14 protein-coding genes are annotated in these 16,359 nt (G+C 30.2%); 13 read left to right on the top strand and 1 reads right to left on the bottom strand.

Annotated elements, in window-relative coordinates; translation table 11 throughout:
• The first annotated feature begins 950 nt into the window (after nucleotides 1–950).
• The 3 genes from C1I91_RS19235 to C1I91_RS19225 all read left to right on the top strand — a co-directional run bounded on the left by C1I91_RS19235 (nucleotide 951) and on the right by C1I91_RS19225 (nucleotide 3,031).
• Complete coding sequence (locus C1I91_RS19235; protein WP_128214328.1) at nucleotides 951–1,199, top strand: hypothetical protein; 249 nt, start codon at nucleotides 951–953, stop codon at nucleotides 1,197–1,199.
• Between the two features lie 89 nt (nucleotides 1,200–1,288).
• Nucleotides 1,289–2,023 carry a sugar phosphate isomerase/epimerase family protein gene (locus C1I91_RS19230; protein WP_128214327.1) on the top strand — a complete coding sequence of 245 codons (735 nt, stop codon included), beginning with the start codon at nucleotides 1,289–1,291 and terminating at the stop codon, nucleotides 2,021–2,023.
• 642 nt (nucleotides 2,024–2,665) lie between these two features.
• A complete protein-coding gene (locus tag C1I91_RS19225) occupies nucleotides 2,666–3,031 on the top strand; it encodes a VOC family protein (RefSeq protein WP_128214326.1) in 366 nt (121 codons plus the stop codon).
• Between the two features lie 841 nt (nucleotides 3,032–3,872).
• Here C1I91_RS19225 and C1I91_RS19220 read toward each other — a convergent pair.
• The gene (locus C1I91_RS19220) at nucleotides 3,873–4,169 is read right to left on the bottom strand and encodes a hypothetical protein (protein WP_128214325.1); all 297 of its coding nucleotides are present in this window, start codon (nucleotides 4,167–4,169) and stop codon (nucleotides 3,873–3,875) included.
• A gap of 692 nt (nucleotides 4,170–4,861) precedes the next feature.
• On the opposite strand from C1I91_RS19220, the gene C1I91_RS19215 reads away from it, so the two are divergent.
• From C1I91_RS19215 to C1I91_RS19175, 10 genes are all read left to right on the top strand, one after another.
• Nucleotides 4,862–6,619 (top strand): ABC transporter ATP-binding protein, encoded by a 1,758-nt coding sequence (locus C1I91_RS19215; protein WP_128214324.1) that lies wholly within the window; start codon nucleotides 4,862–4,864, stop codon nucleotides 6,617–6,619.
• The gene (locus C1I91_RS19210) at nucleotides 6,609–8,321 is read left to right on the top strand and encodes an ABC transporter ATP-binding protein (protein WP_128214323.1); all 1,713 of its coding nucleotides are present in this window, start codon (nucleotides 6,609–6,611) and stop codon (nucleotides 8,319–8,321) included. Before C1I91_RS19215 ends, C1I91_RS19210 begins: the two co-directional genes overlap by 11 nt.
• 266 nt (nucleotides 8,322–8,587) lie before the next feature.
• Nucleotides 8,588–9,574, top strand: a complete 987-nt coding sequence (locus C1I91_RS19205) for a phosphotransferase enzyme family protein (protein WP_128214322.1) — start codon at nucleotides 8,588–8,590, stop codon at nucleotides 9,572–9,574.
• Between the two features lie 838 nt (nucleotides 9,575–10,412).
• Nucleotides 10,413–11,270, top strand: coding sequence for an Rpn family recombination-promoting nuclease/putative transposase (locus tag C1I91_RS19200; RefSeq protein WP_128214321.1), 858 nt, complete (start codon nucleotides 10,413–10,415; stop codon nucleotides 11,268–11,270).
• Nucleotides 11,271–11,488: 218 nt separating this feature from the next.
• Nucleotides 11,489–11,911: a YhfM domain-containing protein gene (locus C1I91_RS19195; protein ID WP_128214320.1), complete on the top strand. Its 423-nt coding sequence runs from the start codon at nucleotides 11,489–11,491 to the stop codon at nucleotides 11,909–11,911.
• Between the two features lie 180 nt (nucleotides 11,912–12,091).
• The gene (locus tag C1I91_RS19190) at nucleotides 12,092–12,661 is read left to right on the top strand and encodes a non-canonical purine NTP pyrophosphatase (RefSeq protein ID WP_128214319.1); all 570 of its coding nucleotides are present in this window, start codon (nucleotides 12,092–12,094) and stop codon (nucleotides 12,659–12,661) included.
• A 270-nt stretch (nucleotides 12,662–12,931) separates the two neighbouring features.
• Nucleotides 12,932–13,219, top strand: coding sequence for a hypothetical protein (locus C1I91_RS19185; RefSeq protein ID WP_128214318.1), 288 nt, complete (start codon nucleotides 12,932–12,934; stop codon nucleotides 13,217–13,219).
• Nucleotides 13,220–13,524: 305 nt separating this feature from the next.
• A complete protein-coding gene (locus tag C1I91_RS29455; RefSeq protein ID WP_275051629.1) occupies nucleotides 13,525–13,659 on the top strand; it encodes a hypothetical protein in 135 nt (44 codons plus the stop codon).
• Nucleotides 13,652–14,548, top strand: coding sequence for an Rpn family recombination-promoting nuclease/putative transposase (locus C1I91_RS19180; RefSeq protein ID WP_128214317.1), 897 nt, complete (start codon nucleotides 13,652–13,654; stop codon nucleotides 14,546–14,548). Before C1I91_RS29455 ends, C1I91_RS19180 begins: the two co-directional genes overlap by 8 nt.
• A gap of 333 nt (nucleotides 14,549–14,881) precedes the next feature.
• Nucleotides 14,882–16,258 (top strand): Wadjet anti-phage system protein JetA family protein, encoded by a 1,377-nt coding sequence (locus C1I91_RS19175; protein ID WP_164880591.1) that lies wholly within the window; start codon nucleotides 14,882–14,884, stop codon nucleotides 16,256–16,258.
• The last annotated feature ends 101 nt before the right edge of the window (nucleotides 16,259–16,359 follow it).

Below are 16,359 nucleotides of genomic sequence, written 5' to 3'. Positions count from 1 at the left end.
AGAATATTTGCAACAAAAAACCTATGCTTTAACTTCGGTTTTAGCATAGGTTTTAGTATGTAATTCGTTGTTGATAAACAATATGAATTAATGAATTTTCAATCAACCTTTTTAAACTTTGGATAAAAACCCATTGTTTTAATTGCAAAAATCATAACTATAGTAGGAATAATATAATATGCTATTCTTTCGTTTATATAGATGTGCCAAATAGTCATTCCTAAAAAAAACATTAAGAAAAACCACGCATTAATCCCTGCGAGTGTATATTTTATTCTTTTTTGTTTGCTACAAAATCCCCAGATACTTAAAAACAAAATGATTGCACCCAAAATAATCACAAACATAATAATATATGTACTTCTCACACAAATTCATTCCTTTTCATAAATTTTAATAGTCCTTTGCACAGTATTTTACTATTGTTTATCTATATTATAAACTATTTTTTCATCCTTTACCAATATAGTGCAACAAATAAGCATCAAGAAAAATATATTATCTCCTATTAAAAATTATTACATCAATATGAGGCAAGAGTTCCTAACCCAATCATTGATTTATGCATGCTGGAGAATCCAGAGAAACGGAAATCTTTAAACAAGTATAAATTGAGTTTCTTTTTAGGAACTCTTTAGCATTATCAAATTGTATTGCATTTATAGGACCACTATATTCACAAATGGCAAAATACCAAGAATTCTGAGGTGTTTACAAAGTATACTTAAAAACAGTCTTACCTATGTTCCAATATATATTTAACTCTATATAGGTATGTATTCAATAAATGTTGGTGTCATTTTTATATAGTTCATCATTGAAAATTCATTCTAACCTGGAAATTAATTTTGTTTAGAATAGTGTTTCATATGATTACAGTTTTTGGATTTAATGTTAAAATTAAATTGATTAACTTAAAATATTTTTGTAAATTATTAAGGGAGATAAGGATGGAGAGTGTTGTAACTTCATTAGTATTTAAAGGTGTATTATTAGTGCTATTATTGGTAGCAGCATATTTTATTGTAAAGAGGTTAAAAAAGAGTGTATCTGGTATCAAGGGTATGCTTTTAGGTATAAATATAACTTTATTTGGAGGTGTTGTTGCATTAGATCCTCATTCCAATATTGGAGGTGGATATATAATAGCGCTTATAGGTATTATTCTTTCTTTCAAGTGCGCTATAGCTAATGACTAGATTAAATATTTATGGGAAATAGATATACAATTAATAAAGAGAACTATAAGGAAAATATAAATTAACTTAAGTGATTGGAGAATGTTCCTATGGTTGAAATAGGCTGTTTAGCAAGGTTTAACAATCCCTATGAAGAAGAAGTAGAGTTTGCTCTGAAGAATAATTTTAAAATAATGCAGGTATGGTACGATAAAGATGGAATCAGAAACTACGAACAGGAAGAGAACAGACTTAATAAAATCATTAGTTATGGATTTCCTACGATCATTCATGCTGTTTTAGATATTAATGAGATGGAAGAACATGCTGTGAAATTGATAGGTATATTGAATAAACTTAAGCATAAGGAACTGATAATTCATCCTGTATGTCATAGTGAGAATATTGAAGAAGCCACAATTTATAAGCTTTCAGATGTAATTGGAAGAGTGTTGGGGCTGCTGAAACCCAATGGTATAACACTTTATCTTGAGAACAATAGCAAAATCGACCCAATATTCTCTACATCAAAAGAGATAGAAATAATGTTTGCCAATAATCCTGACTTAGAATTTTTGTTAGATATTGCTCACATATATAGTTATGAGCACCTAAAAGAAATGGTATCTATTAAGATGCCCAAAATTCTTCATATTACTGATAAATATTTTAATATTATACATGAGCATCTACCATTGGGACAAGGAGAAATTGACTTTAAGTACATATTCGATGAAATACTTTATAATTATGATGGGAAAATTATTCTTGAGATAACTAAGGAAGATGAAGATATTATAAGATCGAAAGAAATAGTAGAGGAATTGTTGAGATATAATCAATAGGCATGCAGTACCTTTTATTTAATAGGACAGATCCTTGTGAAACACATAATTATAAATTTTAATAAACAAGAGTCATAGATAACAAGTGAGAGAACTACAGTAGAAGTCTACCAAAAGTAAGCTTTTAATGTGAGCTGTATTAATTTAAACTACTATATATGAATGTATTAAAAAAATGTGGGCGGATACTTTTTTAACATTGAAGTAGTGAAAGGTTTATTTAGGGCTATGCAGTTTAGTAGTGACATACTAAGTAATTTCACATTAAAGATCGATATATAAGAACATAGCACTTAGATTTAAAATCTATTTTCAAAGCTCCTATTATTCTGTCATGAGGGGTTGATAATATAAAGTTTATTATGAAGTAGTATTGCTATATCTATAGGTATACTTTACGGAAACTTAATTTATGTATGTTCGATGATCCCGGCTTCTGGAGATTATAGGGCATATATAAATTAATAGTTGAAGTTGGATATCTATAGAATTGTAACAACATTTATTTAATACATACATATAGGGAGTTAGATCTATCCTAAGAAGGTAGACAGAGAAGAAAAAATTATGGTTAAGTGGATAAACTATAAGTTTAGTGAAGATAATCTATTAATAAAGGAATAAGAAACGGAGGAAATATAAATGTTTAAAAGTGGAACTATAACTATCGTAGTATCTGACATAAAAAAAGCAGTACAGTTTTATGTTGATACTCTTGAATTAAAATTGCAAGCACAAGTTGATGGGCATTTGGCGCAAGTGGAAGCACCAGGACTTTCAATTACTTTACTTAACCCAAATGGTGATCAAAATATTCAAATTAAAAAGTCTGAGAGTATTTCAATTGGGTTTGAAGTGGATAACTTAGATTCAACAATGGAGCTATTAAAATCTAGAGGAATTGAGTTTGAAGCAGTTAATGATGGCAACGCTGCTAGATTAGCATATTTTAATGATCCAGAAGGTAATTCATTATACTTAATTGAGGTAAAGCCTCAATCGTTCTAAGTTTAGTTGACTTTCAAAATAAATTAATAGTACACATTTATATCAATGAGAATATTATATAAATAGGAATACTACTTATTTAATCAGCTAGCTATAAAGATAAATAATAAAGATATACAACTTCTAAAGTATAGTATATTTGCAAAGCGCTTTTTGTCTCTAAATTAAGGGTTTAGTTTGAAAGTTTCTCCCCTTAAAAATCTAGATGAAGGTGGCTCATCTAAAAATATGAACGTTACTAAGAAATGGTACGTTTATAGACGCCAATGCCGTAATAATTAAGAGCAAATTTTACGGCATTTTTACTTTTATATAAATCTAGGAAACTGCAGATATGTAAATCATAGAGAAAAAAGCTCTCTGCCAAAGAAAAAGTAGATAATAGATATTTTACTTACTAGTCAAGGAATTTTATAGGAGTGGAGTTACTTTGATAAAAAGGTGTTTATATTATTTAGCAGCTTTATTAATAGTCTTAGGAGTTTTTTGTGTACTATGCTTCATTTACAATGAAAACAGAAATGCTTTCATAACCAATGATATAAAGAATGTGAAAGCAGAAAAGATTTTTTAGTTTAGGAGCAGATAAGGCTTAAAGTTATGATACTAGAAATTTTAAGGATACAAAAGTGCTTAATGGTACTGTTGATTATCTATAATTAAGGAAAAAGCAATAGTATTGAAAAAATATACACCGCATTTCAATTGCAGCTTTAGTAGATATGTATAAAATTAAGGTTGAGAGAATTTAGTAACCTCCAACCTTAATAAGTCCGAAAATTACTGAGACAAGTTACTTTCGGGCATGAATAAATTAGTAGTTTATTTAGAAATGCCATAATTATTTATTTATAACCAAGTAATAAAAGGCAAGAAAAAGGAACAATATAACGATAATAGATAGACCTAGCTTCTGCTTGGTTTTTCTATAACTATCAAATGCAGAAATATTGAGATAAAACTTAGAATTATTGCACTTAATAAAAATTTTGTTTGCAACCATCCTATCGAATACATAACTTCCTGTTATGCCAACTTCATTAAGAGAAATAGCGTGTTCAGCATCTAATGCTCCTAATTCTTTAAATTTTTCAACATATTTCTTTTGCTTACGTGTCACAGAAGCGGCACTACTCATACTTAATCAACCTCCTTATATAGGTACTTTATGAAAACTCAAGTTATACATGTTCAAAAATCCAGGGTTCCATGGGGTATATAATCCAGGCTACTTAGGATCATCATGAATAGATTACTTAATAGTTAAAGTTAGATATAGGTATCTTTATTAAAACTTAATTGATGGATATTCGATAAAACTGGCTTCTGGGATTATCTGGCATATACGAATTAATAGTTGAAGTTGGATACCTATACTATAGGAAAACTTTATGAAGACTTAATTTATACATTCACGGAAGTGGCCATTTTTGGTGCTTTTGGAGAATGTGTAAATTAACAGTTGAGTTAGACTATAGTATTTGATAATAAGATTTAATTAATCTACTTTCTCATTTTACGATTAATGTACAATTCATAAGTAATATTTTTAGTTATATTCCTAATATTAAAATATATGCAATAAAGTTACAAGTGGTATATAATAATGGGGTGACTTTTTATAGTAAAATTATAGATACATTTATGAGTTTATTTCATAAGTATGAGGTATATATGTTGCGAGAGTAACTCTATGTAACAATATTTATAGGACTAAGTCAAAGCCGAAAGATGTACCACTTCAATCTGATATATAAATATGAAAATTCAATTGCAATATATATAAATATCACAAATAAGTTGCTGACTTTAATCTGCGAGGTGATGATGTTGGAAAAACAACTAGAGAAGAGAGAATTGCTTAAGTTATATTTTTGGACCCTAAGCTATTTTAAACCTTTTATAATACAAACCTTTGTTTATGTATTATGTGGTGGTGCATTGATCTTTGGAGAATTAATGATTCCTCGACGTATGGGATATTTAATTGACAAGGTTATTCCATTAAAAAATATTTCACTATTGATAAATCAAGTGTTGTTTTTATGCGGTATTGTTATGTTGATATTAATTGTAAAATCAATTTTTAACTTACTGGAACAAATCATAGCTAATAAAATTACTAAGAATCAGCAAACTGACTTAATGGTGAAGCTGCAAAAGCTAGGCTTTTCTTACTATGAAAAAGTACCTACAGGACAGATCTTATCTTTATTTGAAAACGCTGTAAAAGAAACCCAAGAAACCTATACCTTCTTATTTCCTAATTTTATTTATTGTCTGGCTCAGTTTGTAGTGCCATCGATTATTTTGATTTTTGGACAACCTATATTCTTTTTTGCAGCAATGCTTGGAAATGTTATCTATGTATTTCTTAATAGGTTTGCAAATAAAAGAATACATTATTACTTAGGGATTGAAACAAAAGCAGCTCAGGTATCCCAGCAGTCCTTATATGATTCTATTGTAGCTAGAAGTGAATTGAAGGCTATGGGAAGCAAAGATTGGTTTATAGAAAAAACTATAAAAGATTTTGATGAATATAGGATAGCAAGAATGTGGTCAATATTTTGGCGGCATTTTCGATTTACTACTGTTGGTTTGACCCTAACCATCTCTACGGTACTGTTTTATTATTATGGATTGAATTTAATACAAAGCGGTAAGTTACTCACTGGAGAGTTCATTGGTTATAGTTTTCTAATGGGCCTTGTTTCTCGCGGCTTTTCAGTATTCTTTTATATTATTCCAGCTCAGCTCCATGCACTTAATTATGCAAAATATTTATATGAATTTTTGAACTTAAAACCAGATGTTATAGAGGATAAAAGTAGCCTTAAAGTAGATATTGATAAATTTGATATTAAGTTTAATAAGGTTTCCTTTTCTTATAATGATGATAAACCTATCTTAAAGGATCTATCTTTTACCATTCCAGCAGGGAAAAAGACAGCCATAGTTGGTGAAAGCGGTAGTGGAAAGTCAACTATATTAAAACTAATAGGAAGGTTTTATGATGTTACAGATGGTGAAATTTTAATAGGAGGACATGATGTAAGAAAGTTAAAGCTTGATAGCTTGAGGCAAAACTTTGGCTATGTATTTCAAGATACTTACTTATTCAATATGTCTATTAAAGATAATATTAGGTTTGGCAATCCTCATGCAACAGATGAAGAGGTTATAGAGGTAGCTAAAAGTGCCAGTGCGCATGAATTTATCATGGACACAGAAGAAGGCTATGATACCTTAGTAGGTGAACGGGGAGTTCGTTTGTCTGGTGGTCAAAAACAACGTATATCCATAGCTAGGATGATGCTTAAAAAGCCTAAAATTATCCTATTAGATGAAGCGACCTCAGCGCTGGACAATGTAACAGAATCTGCTATTAAGAAATCCTTAGAGCAGTTGTCAGTTGGGCGAACAGTTGTTACCGTAGCTCATAGGCTTTCTACCATTAGCGAATATGATTCAATTATAGTGTTGGAGAATGGCAATATTGCTGAACAGGGCAGCTATAATGAGTTGATGGACAAGAAAGGGCTGTTCTATGGGATTGTGATGAGAGGTGTTGAAAATGTCGTCTAGTATGATATTTATGGTTAAATATATAGATAAGAAGCGCTGGCTTATATTGGGGTATTTTGCACTTTTTCTAGAAAGTATTACAGGAATTGTGGCAATCCTATTGCAGCGTGACTTAATTGATGAGGTTTTCACTGGAAAGCAGTATGATAAATTTCCTATGTTACTAGCACTTTTTGCTGTTTTCTTCTTTGGTCCTAAGCTATGGTTTACCGTTAGAAAGGTTGCATTTTTTCATATAGGCTACCAGGTACAAAGGTCTTTAACAAAGGATTTTTTGCTAAAAATCTATGATATGCCAACTGGAAGCTTTAATAAAGAACATGTGGGTAAGCTATTAAACCATATGAGAAGTGATATAGCTGATGCCAGTGACTTAGCCATCAATCAGTTACTTTCAGAAGCAGTTAAAAATGTGCTTACTATCATATTTTTATCATATTCAGTAGCACATATCAGCTTTATAATGCTGTTTGTGGTAATAATAGTGGCGATTATTTATTATGTATTACTACATAAATTTGGTGAGAAAACTAAAAAGTTTGCACAGTGTGTTAGACAAGAAAAAGCTAAAGTTTCTATTACTGTTGAAGAAAGCATTTCATCAGTGAGAGAAATAGTAGCATATAACCGCCAAGGTTGGCAGCTTAAGAAATATGAAGAAAAATTCTCAGATTACTTTAAAGCTATATTAAAACAGGGAATATTTAAAAGTAAGCTTTTATTTGTAAGTGAACCTTTTCTTTTTGGAACAAAACTTGTAGCAATTTTCTTTGGTGCTGTCAGTGTTATTTATAATAAGATTTCATTAGGTGATTTTGTTGCAGGTTTCGCTCTTGTAGACCAGTTAGTGACAGAATTAGGACAGTTTTTTGATCAAGCTTTCACAGGCAAAAGATTAGTAGCATCCGTTGAATGTATCCAATCTGTAATGATGAAGGATAGTATTAAGTTTGGTTCAAAGGATTTTAACTGCGATATTGCTTCAATAAAATTTAAAGAAGTAACCTTTAGTTATTCTGAAGAAGCTACTCCAGTTCTCAATGACTTAACAATAGATTTTCCAATTGGTAAGAAGATTGCAATTGTAGGGGAAAGCGGTAGTGGAAAGTCAACCATAGCACAATTACTACTGAGAGCTTATTCACCAGATAAAGGAGAAGTTTTAATTAATGATGTTCCTATAAACTTTTATGGGAAACATTATACAGATAAAGTTTCAGCGGTTTTTCAACAACCACATTTTCTTCCTTCTTCCATTAGAGAAAACCTAGTATTTGATAAAGAATACGATGATATAGAACTTAAAAAGGTATGTAAAGAAATGCTTTGTTACGACTTTATTACAGAATTTCCTAGGGAATATGAAACCGAAGTTGGTGAGCGTGGTACTACCTTATCCGGTGGACAAAAGCAGCGGCTGGCCTTAGCAAGAGCACTTCTAAAAAATACTGAAGTACTTATACTAGATGAAGCAACTTCAGCCTTAGACACAGAAACGGAATATTGGGTTCAAAAGAATATTGATAAATTAAGACAAGGAAAGACAACCATTATAATAGCTCATAGGATATCAACTATTCAAAATGCTGATATTATCTACGTTTTACACAAAGGTAAGGTCGCAGCTAAAGGAACCCATGAAAGTTTAATGAAAGAAAGTCCTGTTTATAAGAAGCTATATGCTGTTCAACAGATTTGTTAGGGGCCTACAAACCTTCAAACCCGCATTTTATCAATAAATTCTTAACAAGTTATAAATATTTATTTTTAACAATATAACTTCTTTACATCTTTAGAAGTTAAGAAGCAGTGAATTTAAAGTAAAAAAACTCAGTTAGTATGTAAAGTATTGATGTAAGTTATTGTATACAAACAGGTCTTATAGGTATGAGATAATTAAGGTGATTATTTTGAAGAGTGAGTCATTTGTTTTGAATAATATTTTAAATTATAAAAAAGGAGAAAAATATGGATTACATTATTGTAGCTAAAGAACTTCTTGCACTATATTCTATTTCTACTCCAGAAGTTCAATTTATCAGGCATAATGAAAATATTACGTTTAAAATAACTGATGGTGTGAACAATAAGAATTATTTACTACGTATACATAAACCTAGTACAGAAGGTTTATTTGGTCTGCAACATACATTGGAAGGTATAAAGTCTGAGATTAAGATTCTACAAGAGCTTAACCATAAAGGCTTGCTTGATGCGCAAAAGCCTATCGTTAATAATATAGGAGATTATATAACTGAATGTAAGCTGGATAATTTTAATCATCCTTGTTATGCTACGGTTTTAGAATGGATAGAAGGTGATACTCTCACTCTTAAAGAGGATAATATTAAAGAAATTGCTTTTAAACTTGGACAGAATCTTGCACTATTCCATAGTGGCTTAAAAGAATTTAAGCCATCAAAAGATTTCATAAGACCAATATATGACATTGATAGAATTGATTCTGCTATTGATGAACTGAAATATTGTGTTGAGAGCAATCTATTTAGTATGGAACATTATGAAATTATTAAAAGAGTTTTGAATTTAGTTAAGAATCAAATAGAAGAACTGAATTCAAGAGGAGATGCATTTGGTATAATTCATGCGGACTTTCAATTGGGAAATATCGTGGTTAACAACAATAACCCTTGTTTAATAGATTTGGGATTCTGTGGATTTGGATACTATACATTCGATTTAGGTAGTGCTGCCACTATTTTCCCTGGTGAATTAAGAAAAATCTTTTTACAAGGATATTCAACAAAAGCTTTATTTTCTTTTGATGATCTAAAATATGTAGAAGGACAAATATTCATGGATACCTTTATAAGTTATGTATTATTTATGAAAGATAATCAAAGAAACTCATGGATTAAAACTAGTGCATTAGAACTATGCGACAAGCTCTGCAAAGATTTTTTAGAGGGAAAAGAAGTATTCTATTTACTTTAAAAATATAAGCTATCTTTATTCAAGGAATCTATTAATACTGGTTTAGAACATTTTGTTAATTTAAAGCAATCCAACCTATAAGTCTTATTGTAGATACTAGGAACAAGATTGCTGTGCAGGAAATGTTTTAGAGCTTCTCGATATATAAAAAGTTTTATGAAAAGTCTCTCTACCTACCTTGTGAATATATATTTGGTTCCCTATTACTATGTATTAAATAAATGTTGTTATGTATTTCAATAGATGATCTCAATTTATGAAGCCATTGAAGTTATTGTGTAATATAGGGAACCAACTTCAACTATTAATTTATACATGCCACAAAATCCCCAGAAGCCGGGATTTTATAACAAGTATAAATTAAGTTTTCATGTAGGTTCCCTATATAGAGTTACATTACGAAGACTTAAGTTATGCATTTTCGAAAATATCATATTCTGTTGATTATCGAACATGTATAAATTAATAGTTGATTTACAAACTCTATATCAAAATAAATATAACTTATAGATTCAATATCTTAGAGCTATAATCTAGGATAATACAGTATAATTCATACTAAACAAGCTATCTTTAAGTATGGTTTTCATTTCTACAGTTATAAAGAAAATAGCCACCCACATTTATTAAATACATTCGTGTATACTAGTTTCAATTAATATAGTCATTATTGATTAATGCAGTTAGCGGTAAAAGAAAGGTTTATAGTATATGGAGAATATGGCAAAAGAAAATATAACCCAATAATATCAAACCATATGGTTTAAGAAGAGTAGGTTTATTAAATGGCATACGTGGTATATAGTTAAAGTAAAAGGATTTATGGAGGTGCAATCTTATGCTTAAAGGGCTATTAGACCCAAAGGTAGATTTCGTATTCAAAAACATATTTGGTTCAGATAAAAACCCAGAGATACTTATATCCTTCTTAAATGCGATCTTAAAGCCCAAGGATAAGATTACAGCAGTTGAGATAAAAGGAAATGATATAGAAAAGCAATTTATCGAAGATAAGTACTCTAGATTAGATATTAAAGCAACTACTAGCAACAATGAAATAGTTAACATAGAAATACACCTTAAGAATGAATATAATATGGTAAAAAGGAGTCTCTATTATCTAAGTAAGATGCAGGAAGAGCAACTTACTGAAGGGGAAGACTACTCTAAGCTATGCAGGACCATATGTATAAATATTTTAAACTTCAAATATCTAAATACAGAAAGCTTTCACACTGGCTATAGGCTAAAGGAAATAGAAACTAACGAAGAGCTGACAGATATAATCGAAATGCACTTTATAGAGATTCCAAAGCTTAAAGATAATACCGATGAGAAGGATATGTTAGTAGCATGGACGGAATTCTTAAAAAAACCTGAGAGTGAAAAGGTAAGAAGCTTAGAACTCACAGTGGAAGAGATAAGGCAGGCAAAAGATAAGCTGATAGAGATGAGTAACGACTCAGTGCAAAGAGAAATATATGAGATGAGAGCAAAAATACTAAAAGATAAGGTTAGTGCCCTTAATAAAGCTAAAGAGGAAGGTATACAGCAAGGAATACAGAAAGGCCTTGAGCAAGGTGAGAAAAATAAAGCTATAGCAATCGCTAAAAATCTATTAGATGTTTTAGATGATGAAACCATTTCATTAAAAACTGGCTTGTTAATAGAAGAGGTTGAAAAGCTTAGAAAATAATAAATAACATAATAGTTTAATTGAGTCTGTTTTAAGTAGAATAGTATATAGCTATCCTAGAAAAATCGGAGAATATACACTGTTAAGAAATTGCATTAGATTTATTCTAGTGTAATTTTTTATTTCTGAACTAATGATTTACTAAGTAAAAAAAGATGCTAAGTTCACCTTAAATGTAGGTTAAAAGCGTGGTGCATCTTTAATAGAAAGGAGTTTATATGAAACTTTTATTGAAAAGTAAAATCTTTATAACAATAATTTTAATTTTTATAGTTCTAGCGGTTTGTATAATATTTTATCGATACAAGGATAATGAAAGTTATAGAAGTAGTGAAGTTTCAAACCTAATAATAAATAAATTAGCACAAAATTCACCTAAAACTATAATAGATACTTGGAATTTTAAGGACAAGAAACACATAGCTAGATTTATAAATGCATTTAACTCTAAGAAAAGGTTAAATGTGAAATTTGATATTAGAACGCCAGACTACTCAATAACTATAGTTCTTACTAATAATCATGAAGAAAACTATAATCTATGGCTCGATGATACTAGTGAAGGGCTTATTATGAATGATAATAAGGTGTGGCAACTATCTAAAAGTTCAACTGAATCAATGCGAAAGCTATTAAAGTAGTAGTTAGATAGATTAGAGAAATATATGGGGAATTATTTTTATATAAATTATTTTGATTCATAATTACTGGGATTATAATCCATATATTATGTATAATAAGAAGATAAAGTAGTGAATAACCTTAAATTATGAAGAGCTAAACTAAAGGTTATATTAAGAGAAAAAGAAAGGAGCATATAATTGGATAATACATTAATCTATGTTACAGGTAACAGTGTTAAATTTGAGGTGGCTTTAAATGCTTTTAATAATACTGGTGTAAATATCATTCAAATGAAATTGGATACACCTGAAATTCAGAGCAAAAGTGTACAAGAGGTAGCAATGTATTCTGCTCGTTGGGCCAGTAAGCAAACAAGTAAATCTGTTATTGTAACAGATGCTGGATTTTATATAGAGGCACTAAATGGGTTTCCAGGTCCTTTCATCAAGTATGTAAATGAATGGTTCTCTGCTGATGATTTTATAAACTTAGTTAAAGGTAAAAGTGATCGTTCTATCTTTATTCAGGATTGTTTAGCATATTGCCATCCAGATTCAGAACCTATTACTTTCACTGGAACATATAGGGGAAGATTGGCTACTCAACCAAGTCTTAATCAGGGGACTTCAATAGAAAAAGTTTTTATTCCAGAAGGTTTTGATGTACCTATTTCTGATATACCACCTGAAGAAATGATTTCTTACTGGAGTAATGGTGAGATAATGAGCAAATTTAAGGACTACATTATTAAAAATCAAATAATATAAATTAAATAGTTAAATGACTAATATATAATTTACATATTGGTAGCACTAACGATGAAAGTAGACAACTCATATTGTCTACTTTTATTTATATAATTTATCAATACCGGTTTAGAAAAGACTTTTATTTAAAAGAATCCACCCAGTAAATAAGCATCTGAATTGCAATATGCATCGCATTTTGATATATATTTATTGCAAAACAATAAATAGTGTTATATACTTTAGATATATACAATAAAAAATATTAGGTCAAATTAAGGTGGGGTGGATATGAAAGCTTTGTTAAAACCATTTGCTCAAATCATATCAATTATTTCTATATGTATATTTTTCTTTTTTGCAGAACTATGGGTTACTAACGATCAATTATTGCATGAAACAAAAGGCTTCATAATATGGGTACTATCTATACTTATTGGTGGCTCTGTTGCGCTGATTATGAAGAAATATAATATTTCTAATTTACTTTCAAAGATAACACTTATTGTAAGCGTACTATCTATATTTTTATTGATCTTAACAGGGCTTATCTATTCCATTGTATCTTCAATGTCATAAAGTACATTAATATAATATTATTTTGGATTAAGTCGGTTTTGAGTTCTTTAAAAAATAGTATATTGTCAGTACTATTTTTCAACATAGCCAATAGTTTAATATATAATATAGGATAATACATGACAATACAGGATAATACACTATGATTCATACTAAACAAGCTATCTTTAAGTATGGCTTTCATTACTGAAGTTATAAAGAACAAAGTCACCCACATTTTTTAAATACATTCGTGTATACTAGTTTCAATTAATATAGGCATAATTGATTAATGCAGTTCGCTGTAAAAGGAAGGTTTATAGCATATGGATCATGGTGCAAAAGAAAATATAACTAAAGAAGATCAAAACATATGGTTTAAGAAGAGTAGGTTTATTAAATGGCATACGTGGTATATAGTTAAAGTAAAAGGATTTATGGAGGTGCAATCTTATGCTTAAAGGGCTATTAGACCCAAAGGTAGATTTCGTATTCAAAAACATATTTGGTTCAGATAAAAACCCAGAGCTACTTATATCCTTCTTAAATGCGATCTTAAAGCCCAAGGATAAGATTACAGCAGTTGAGATAAAAGGAAATGATATAGAAAAGCAATTTATCGAAGATAAGTACTCTAGATTAGATATTAAAGCAACTACTAGCAACAATGAAATAGTTAACATAGAAATACACCTTAAGAATGAATATAATATGGTAAAAAGGAGTCTCTATTATCTAAGTAAGATGCAGGAAGAGCAACTTACTGAAGGGGAAGACTACTCTAAGCTATGCAGGACCATATGTATAAATATTTTAAACTTCAAATATCTAAATACAGAAAGCTTTCACACTGGCTATAGGCTAAAGGAAATAGAAACTAACGAAGAGCTGACAGATATAATCGAAATGCACTTTATAGAGATTCCAAAGCTCAAAGATAATACCGATGAGAAGGATATGTTAGTAGCATGGACGGAATTCTTAAAAAATCCTGAAAGTGAAAAGGTAAGAAGCTTAGAACTCACAGTGGAAGAGATAAGGCAGGCAAAAGATAAGCTGATAAAGATGAGTAACGACTCAGTGCAAAGAGAAATATATGAGATGAGAGCAAAAATACTAAAAGATAAGGTTAGTGCCCTTAATAAAGCTAAAGAGGAAGGTATACAGCAAGGGCTAGAGCAAGGTATACAGCAAGGAATACAGAAAGGCTTAGAGCAAGGACTTGAGCAAGGTGAGAAAAATAAAGCTATAGCAATCGCTAAAAATCTGTTAGATGTTTTGGATGATGAAACCATTTCATTAAAAACTGGCTTGTTAATAGAAGAGGTTAAAAAGCTTAGAAAAAAATAAATTAGATTAAATTAGATTAAATTAGATTTAAAACCTAAAGTAAAATTGTTGACGCACTGCGTCACATATATTCTGAATCACTGGTAAATTGAAACTAGTGATTTTTTTATTGTCTAGGAATCCTACATGATGGTAAAAGCCCACACAAGGTGCAATGAAAAACAGCTTGTCTTTTTCGCAGGACAGTATAAAACTTTTGCTAGCTAAACCTAGTAATTTCAAGGAATTATGAGTTGTTAAATAAAATATTTAAATTAAAGTTGAAAAATTGTATAATTATAAAGATTAAATACTTGAATTTCAGTAATGAATAAATATCTATAGGAGAAAAAGATGCTATTTAAAAACATACCAGAAAACTTTTTTACGCCCTTATCCAGTAAAAACAAAAGTGTATATTGGGATTGTATTTACATATTGTATTCTATCATGAATAGCCGGCTATCTTTTGGGATAGAAAGAGAACTGGTGATAGATGAGCTTCAGGACTATTTTGATGACTATGGCTCTGATATTGTGGAGGACGACATAACTGTGGCGGGCAGCAGAGATAAGGCAAATCTGTTTGTAAGAAAGCTGATTGAATATGGGTGGCTCACTAGTGAGACTACTTATAGTCATGTGCAGCTTATTCATTTTAATGATTATGCTGTAGAAATAGTAAAAACATTGGATAGAATAGTAAATAATACTAAGTTGGAGTATCAAGGGTATATTTACACAATTTATACGCTTATACGTTCTAATAGTGAGAGTAAGGGGATTTTACTCAATCAAATATTTGAAAATACCGATAAACTAATAACAGGACTTAAGTCTTTAAATTCCAATATTAAAAAGTATATTGACGAGCTTACTAAGTATTCTACGGTAGCTGAGATTATGGATATTCTCTTTAATGATTATCGGGCAAATATTATTGATAAAGCTTATCACAGACTAAAAACTTCAGATAATGTATCTAAGTTCCGACCAGAAATAGTGGAGGCCTTGGAAGCTTATATGAAGGATGAGGAATTTATTAAAAGTGCAGCAAAGGAAATCAGCGAAATAAAAGAGTTGTCAAGTGAAGATAGCATGGAAAGAGTGAGAGATATTCTAAGAGAACTGGTTGATGCTTTTCATAATATGGATTTTATTATAGAGGAAATTGATAACAAGAACTCTCAGTATCAGAGATCGGCCATAAACAGAGCTAAGTTTTTGCTTTCAAACAGCGAGGACCTGTCTGGTCAGATAAAAGATATACTTCTTTATATGTCTGAGGAGATGGCAGGTTCTGAGATAAGTCTTAACACCATTTACTCCTTAGATTATGTAGAAAATTTGTTTAAAATCTACAGTCAGGGCTTCCTAGATGATGCTTCTTTTTATGCACCTATTGAAGGAAAGAAAGACTTCAAGCCTGAGGCACTTATTGATATAACTGTTGACGCTAGCAGGAGAAAACAGAAATTAGATAGCATGAAAAATAAATTAGAGGACTCCATGAATCCTAATAATATTGAAAAATATGTGAGAGAAATTCTTGGGGAAAAAGAAGTGATGTTAGCATCGGCTATGCCCCTTAATACTATTGAAGATTTCATTAGGATTATTTATGTAAGGCTTTATGGACAGAGAAAACGGGTGTCCTACAGAATCGTTAACAAAGATGAGGTTAATATAAAAGGATATAAATTCAAAGACTTTGAAATTTGGAGAAAATAATACAGGAGTCTGAAGGATTGATAATCTTTCAGTGCTTATAAGGAATACAGGGGGCTAAAAGATTGATAATCCTTTAGTGCTTATAAGGAATACAGGAGGCT

This window comes from Clostridium manihotivorum (assembly GCF_004015185.1).
GTDB classification, from domain to species: domain Bacteria; phylum Bacillota; class Clostridia; order Clostridiales; family Clostridiaceae; genus Clostridium_AR; species Clostridium_AR manihotivorum.
The sequence above is the reverse complement of the archived record's forward strand: the minus strand, read 5'-3'. Positions and strand labels throughout refer to the sequence as shown.

Bases quoted from the DNA above. Each gene is read 5' to 3' on its own strand.
- C1I91_RS19235 (WP_128214328.1), top strand. From the start codon at position 951: ATGGAGAGTGTTGTAACTTCATTAGTATTTAAAGGTGTATTATTAGTG.
- C1I91_RS19230 (WP_128214327.1), top strand. From the start codon at position 1,289: ATGGTTGAAATAGGCTGTTTAGCAAGGTTTAACAATCCCTATGAAGAA.
- C1I91_RS19225 (WP_128214326.1), top strand. From the start codon at position 2,666: ATGTTTAAAAGTGGAACTATAACTATCGTAGTATCTGACATAAAAAAA.
- C1I91_RS19220 (WP_128214325.1), bottom strand. From the start codon at position 4,169: ATGAGTAGTGCCGCTTCTGTGACACGTAAGCAAAAGAAATATGTTGAA.
- C1I91_RS19210 (WP_128214323.1), top strand. From the start codon at position 6,609: ATGTCGTCTAGTATGATATTTATGGTTAAATATATAGATAAGAAGCGC.
- C1I91_RS19205 (WP_128214322.1), top strand. From the start codon at position 8,588: ATGGATTACATTATTGTAGCTAAAGAACTTCTTGCACTATATTCTATT.
- C1I91_RS19200 (WP_128214321.1), top strand. From the start codon at position 10,413: ATGCTTAAAGGGCTATTAGACCCAAAGGTAGATTTCGTATTCAAAAAC.
- C1I91_RS19195 (WP_128214320.1), top strand. From the start codon at position 11,489: ATGAAACTTTTATTGAAAAGTAAAATCTTTATAACAATAATTTTAATT.
- C1I91_RS19185 (WP_128214318.1), top strand. From the start codon at position 12,932: ATGAAAGCTTTGTTAAAACCATTTGCTCAAATCATATCAATTATTTCT.
- C1I91_RS29455 (WP_275051629.1), top strand. From the start codon at position 13,525: ATGGATCATGGTGCAAAAGAAAATATAACTAAAGAAGATCAAAACATA.
- C1I91_RS19180 (WP_128214317.1), top strand. From the start codon at position 13,652: ATGCTTAAAGGGCTATTAGACCCAAAGGTAGATTTCGTATTCAAAAAC.
- C1I91_RS19175 (WP_164880591.1), top strand. From the start codon at position 14,882: ATGCTATTTAAAAACATACCAGAAAACTTTTTTACGCCCTTATCCAGT.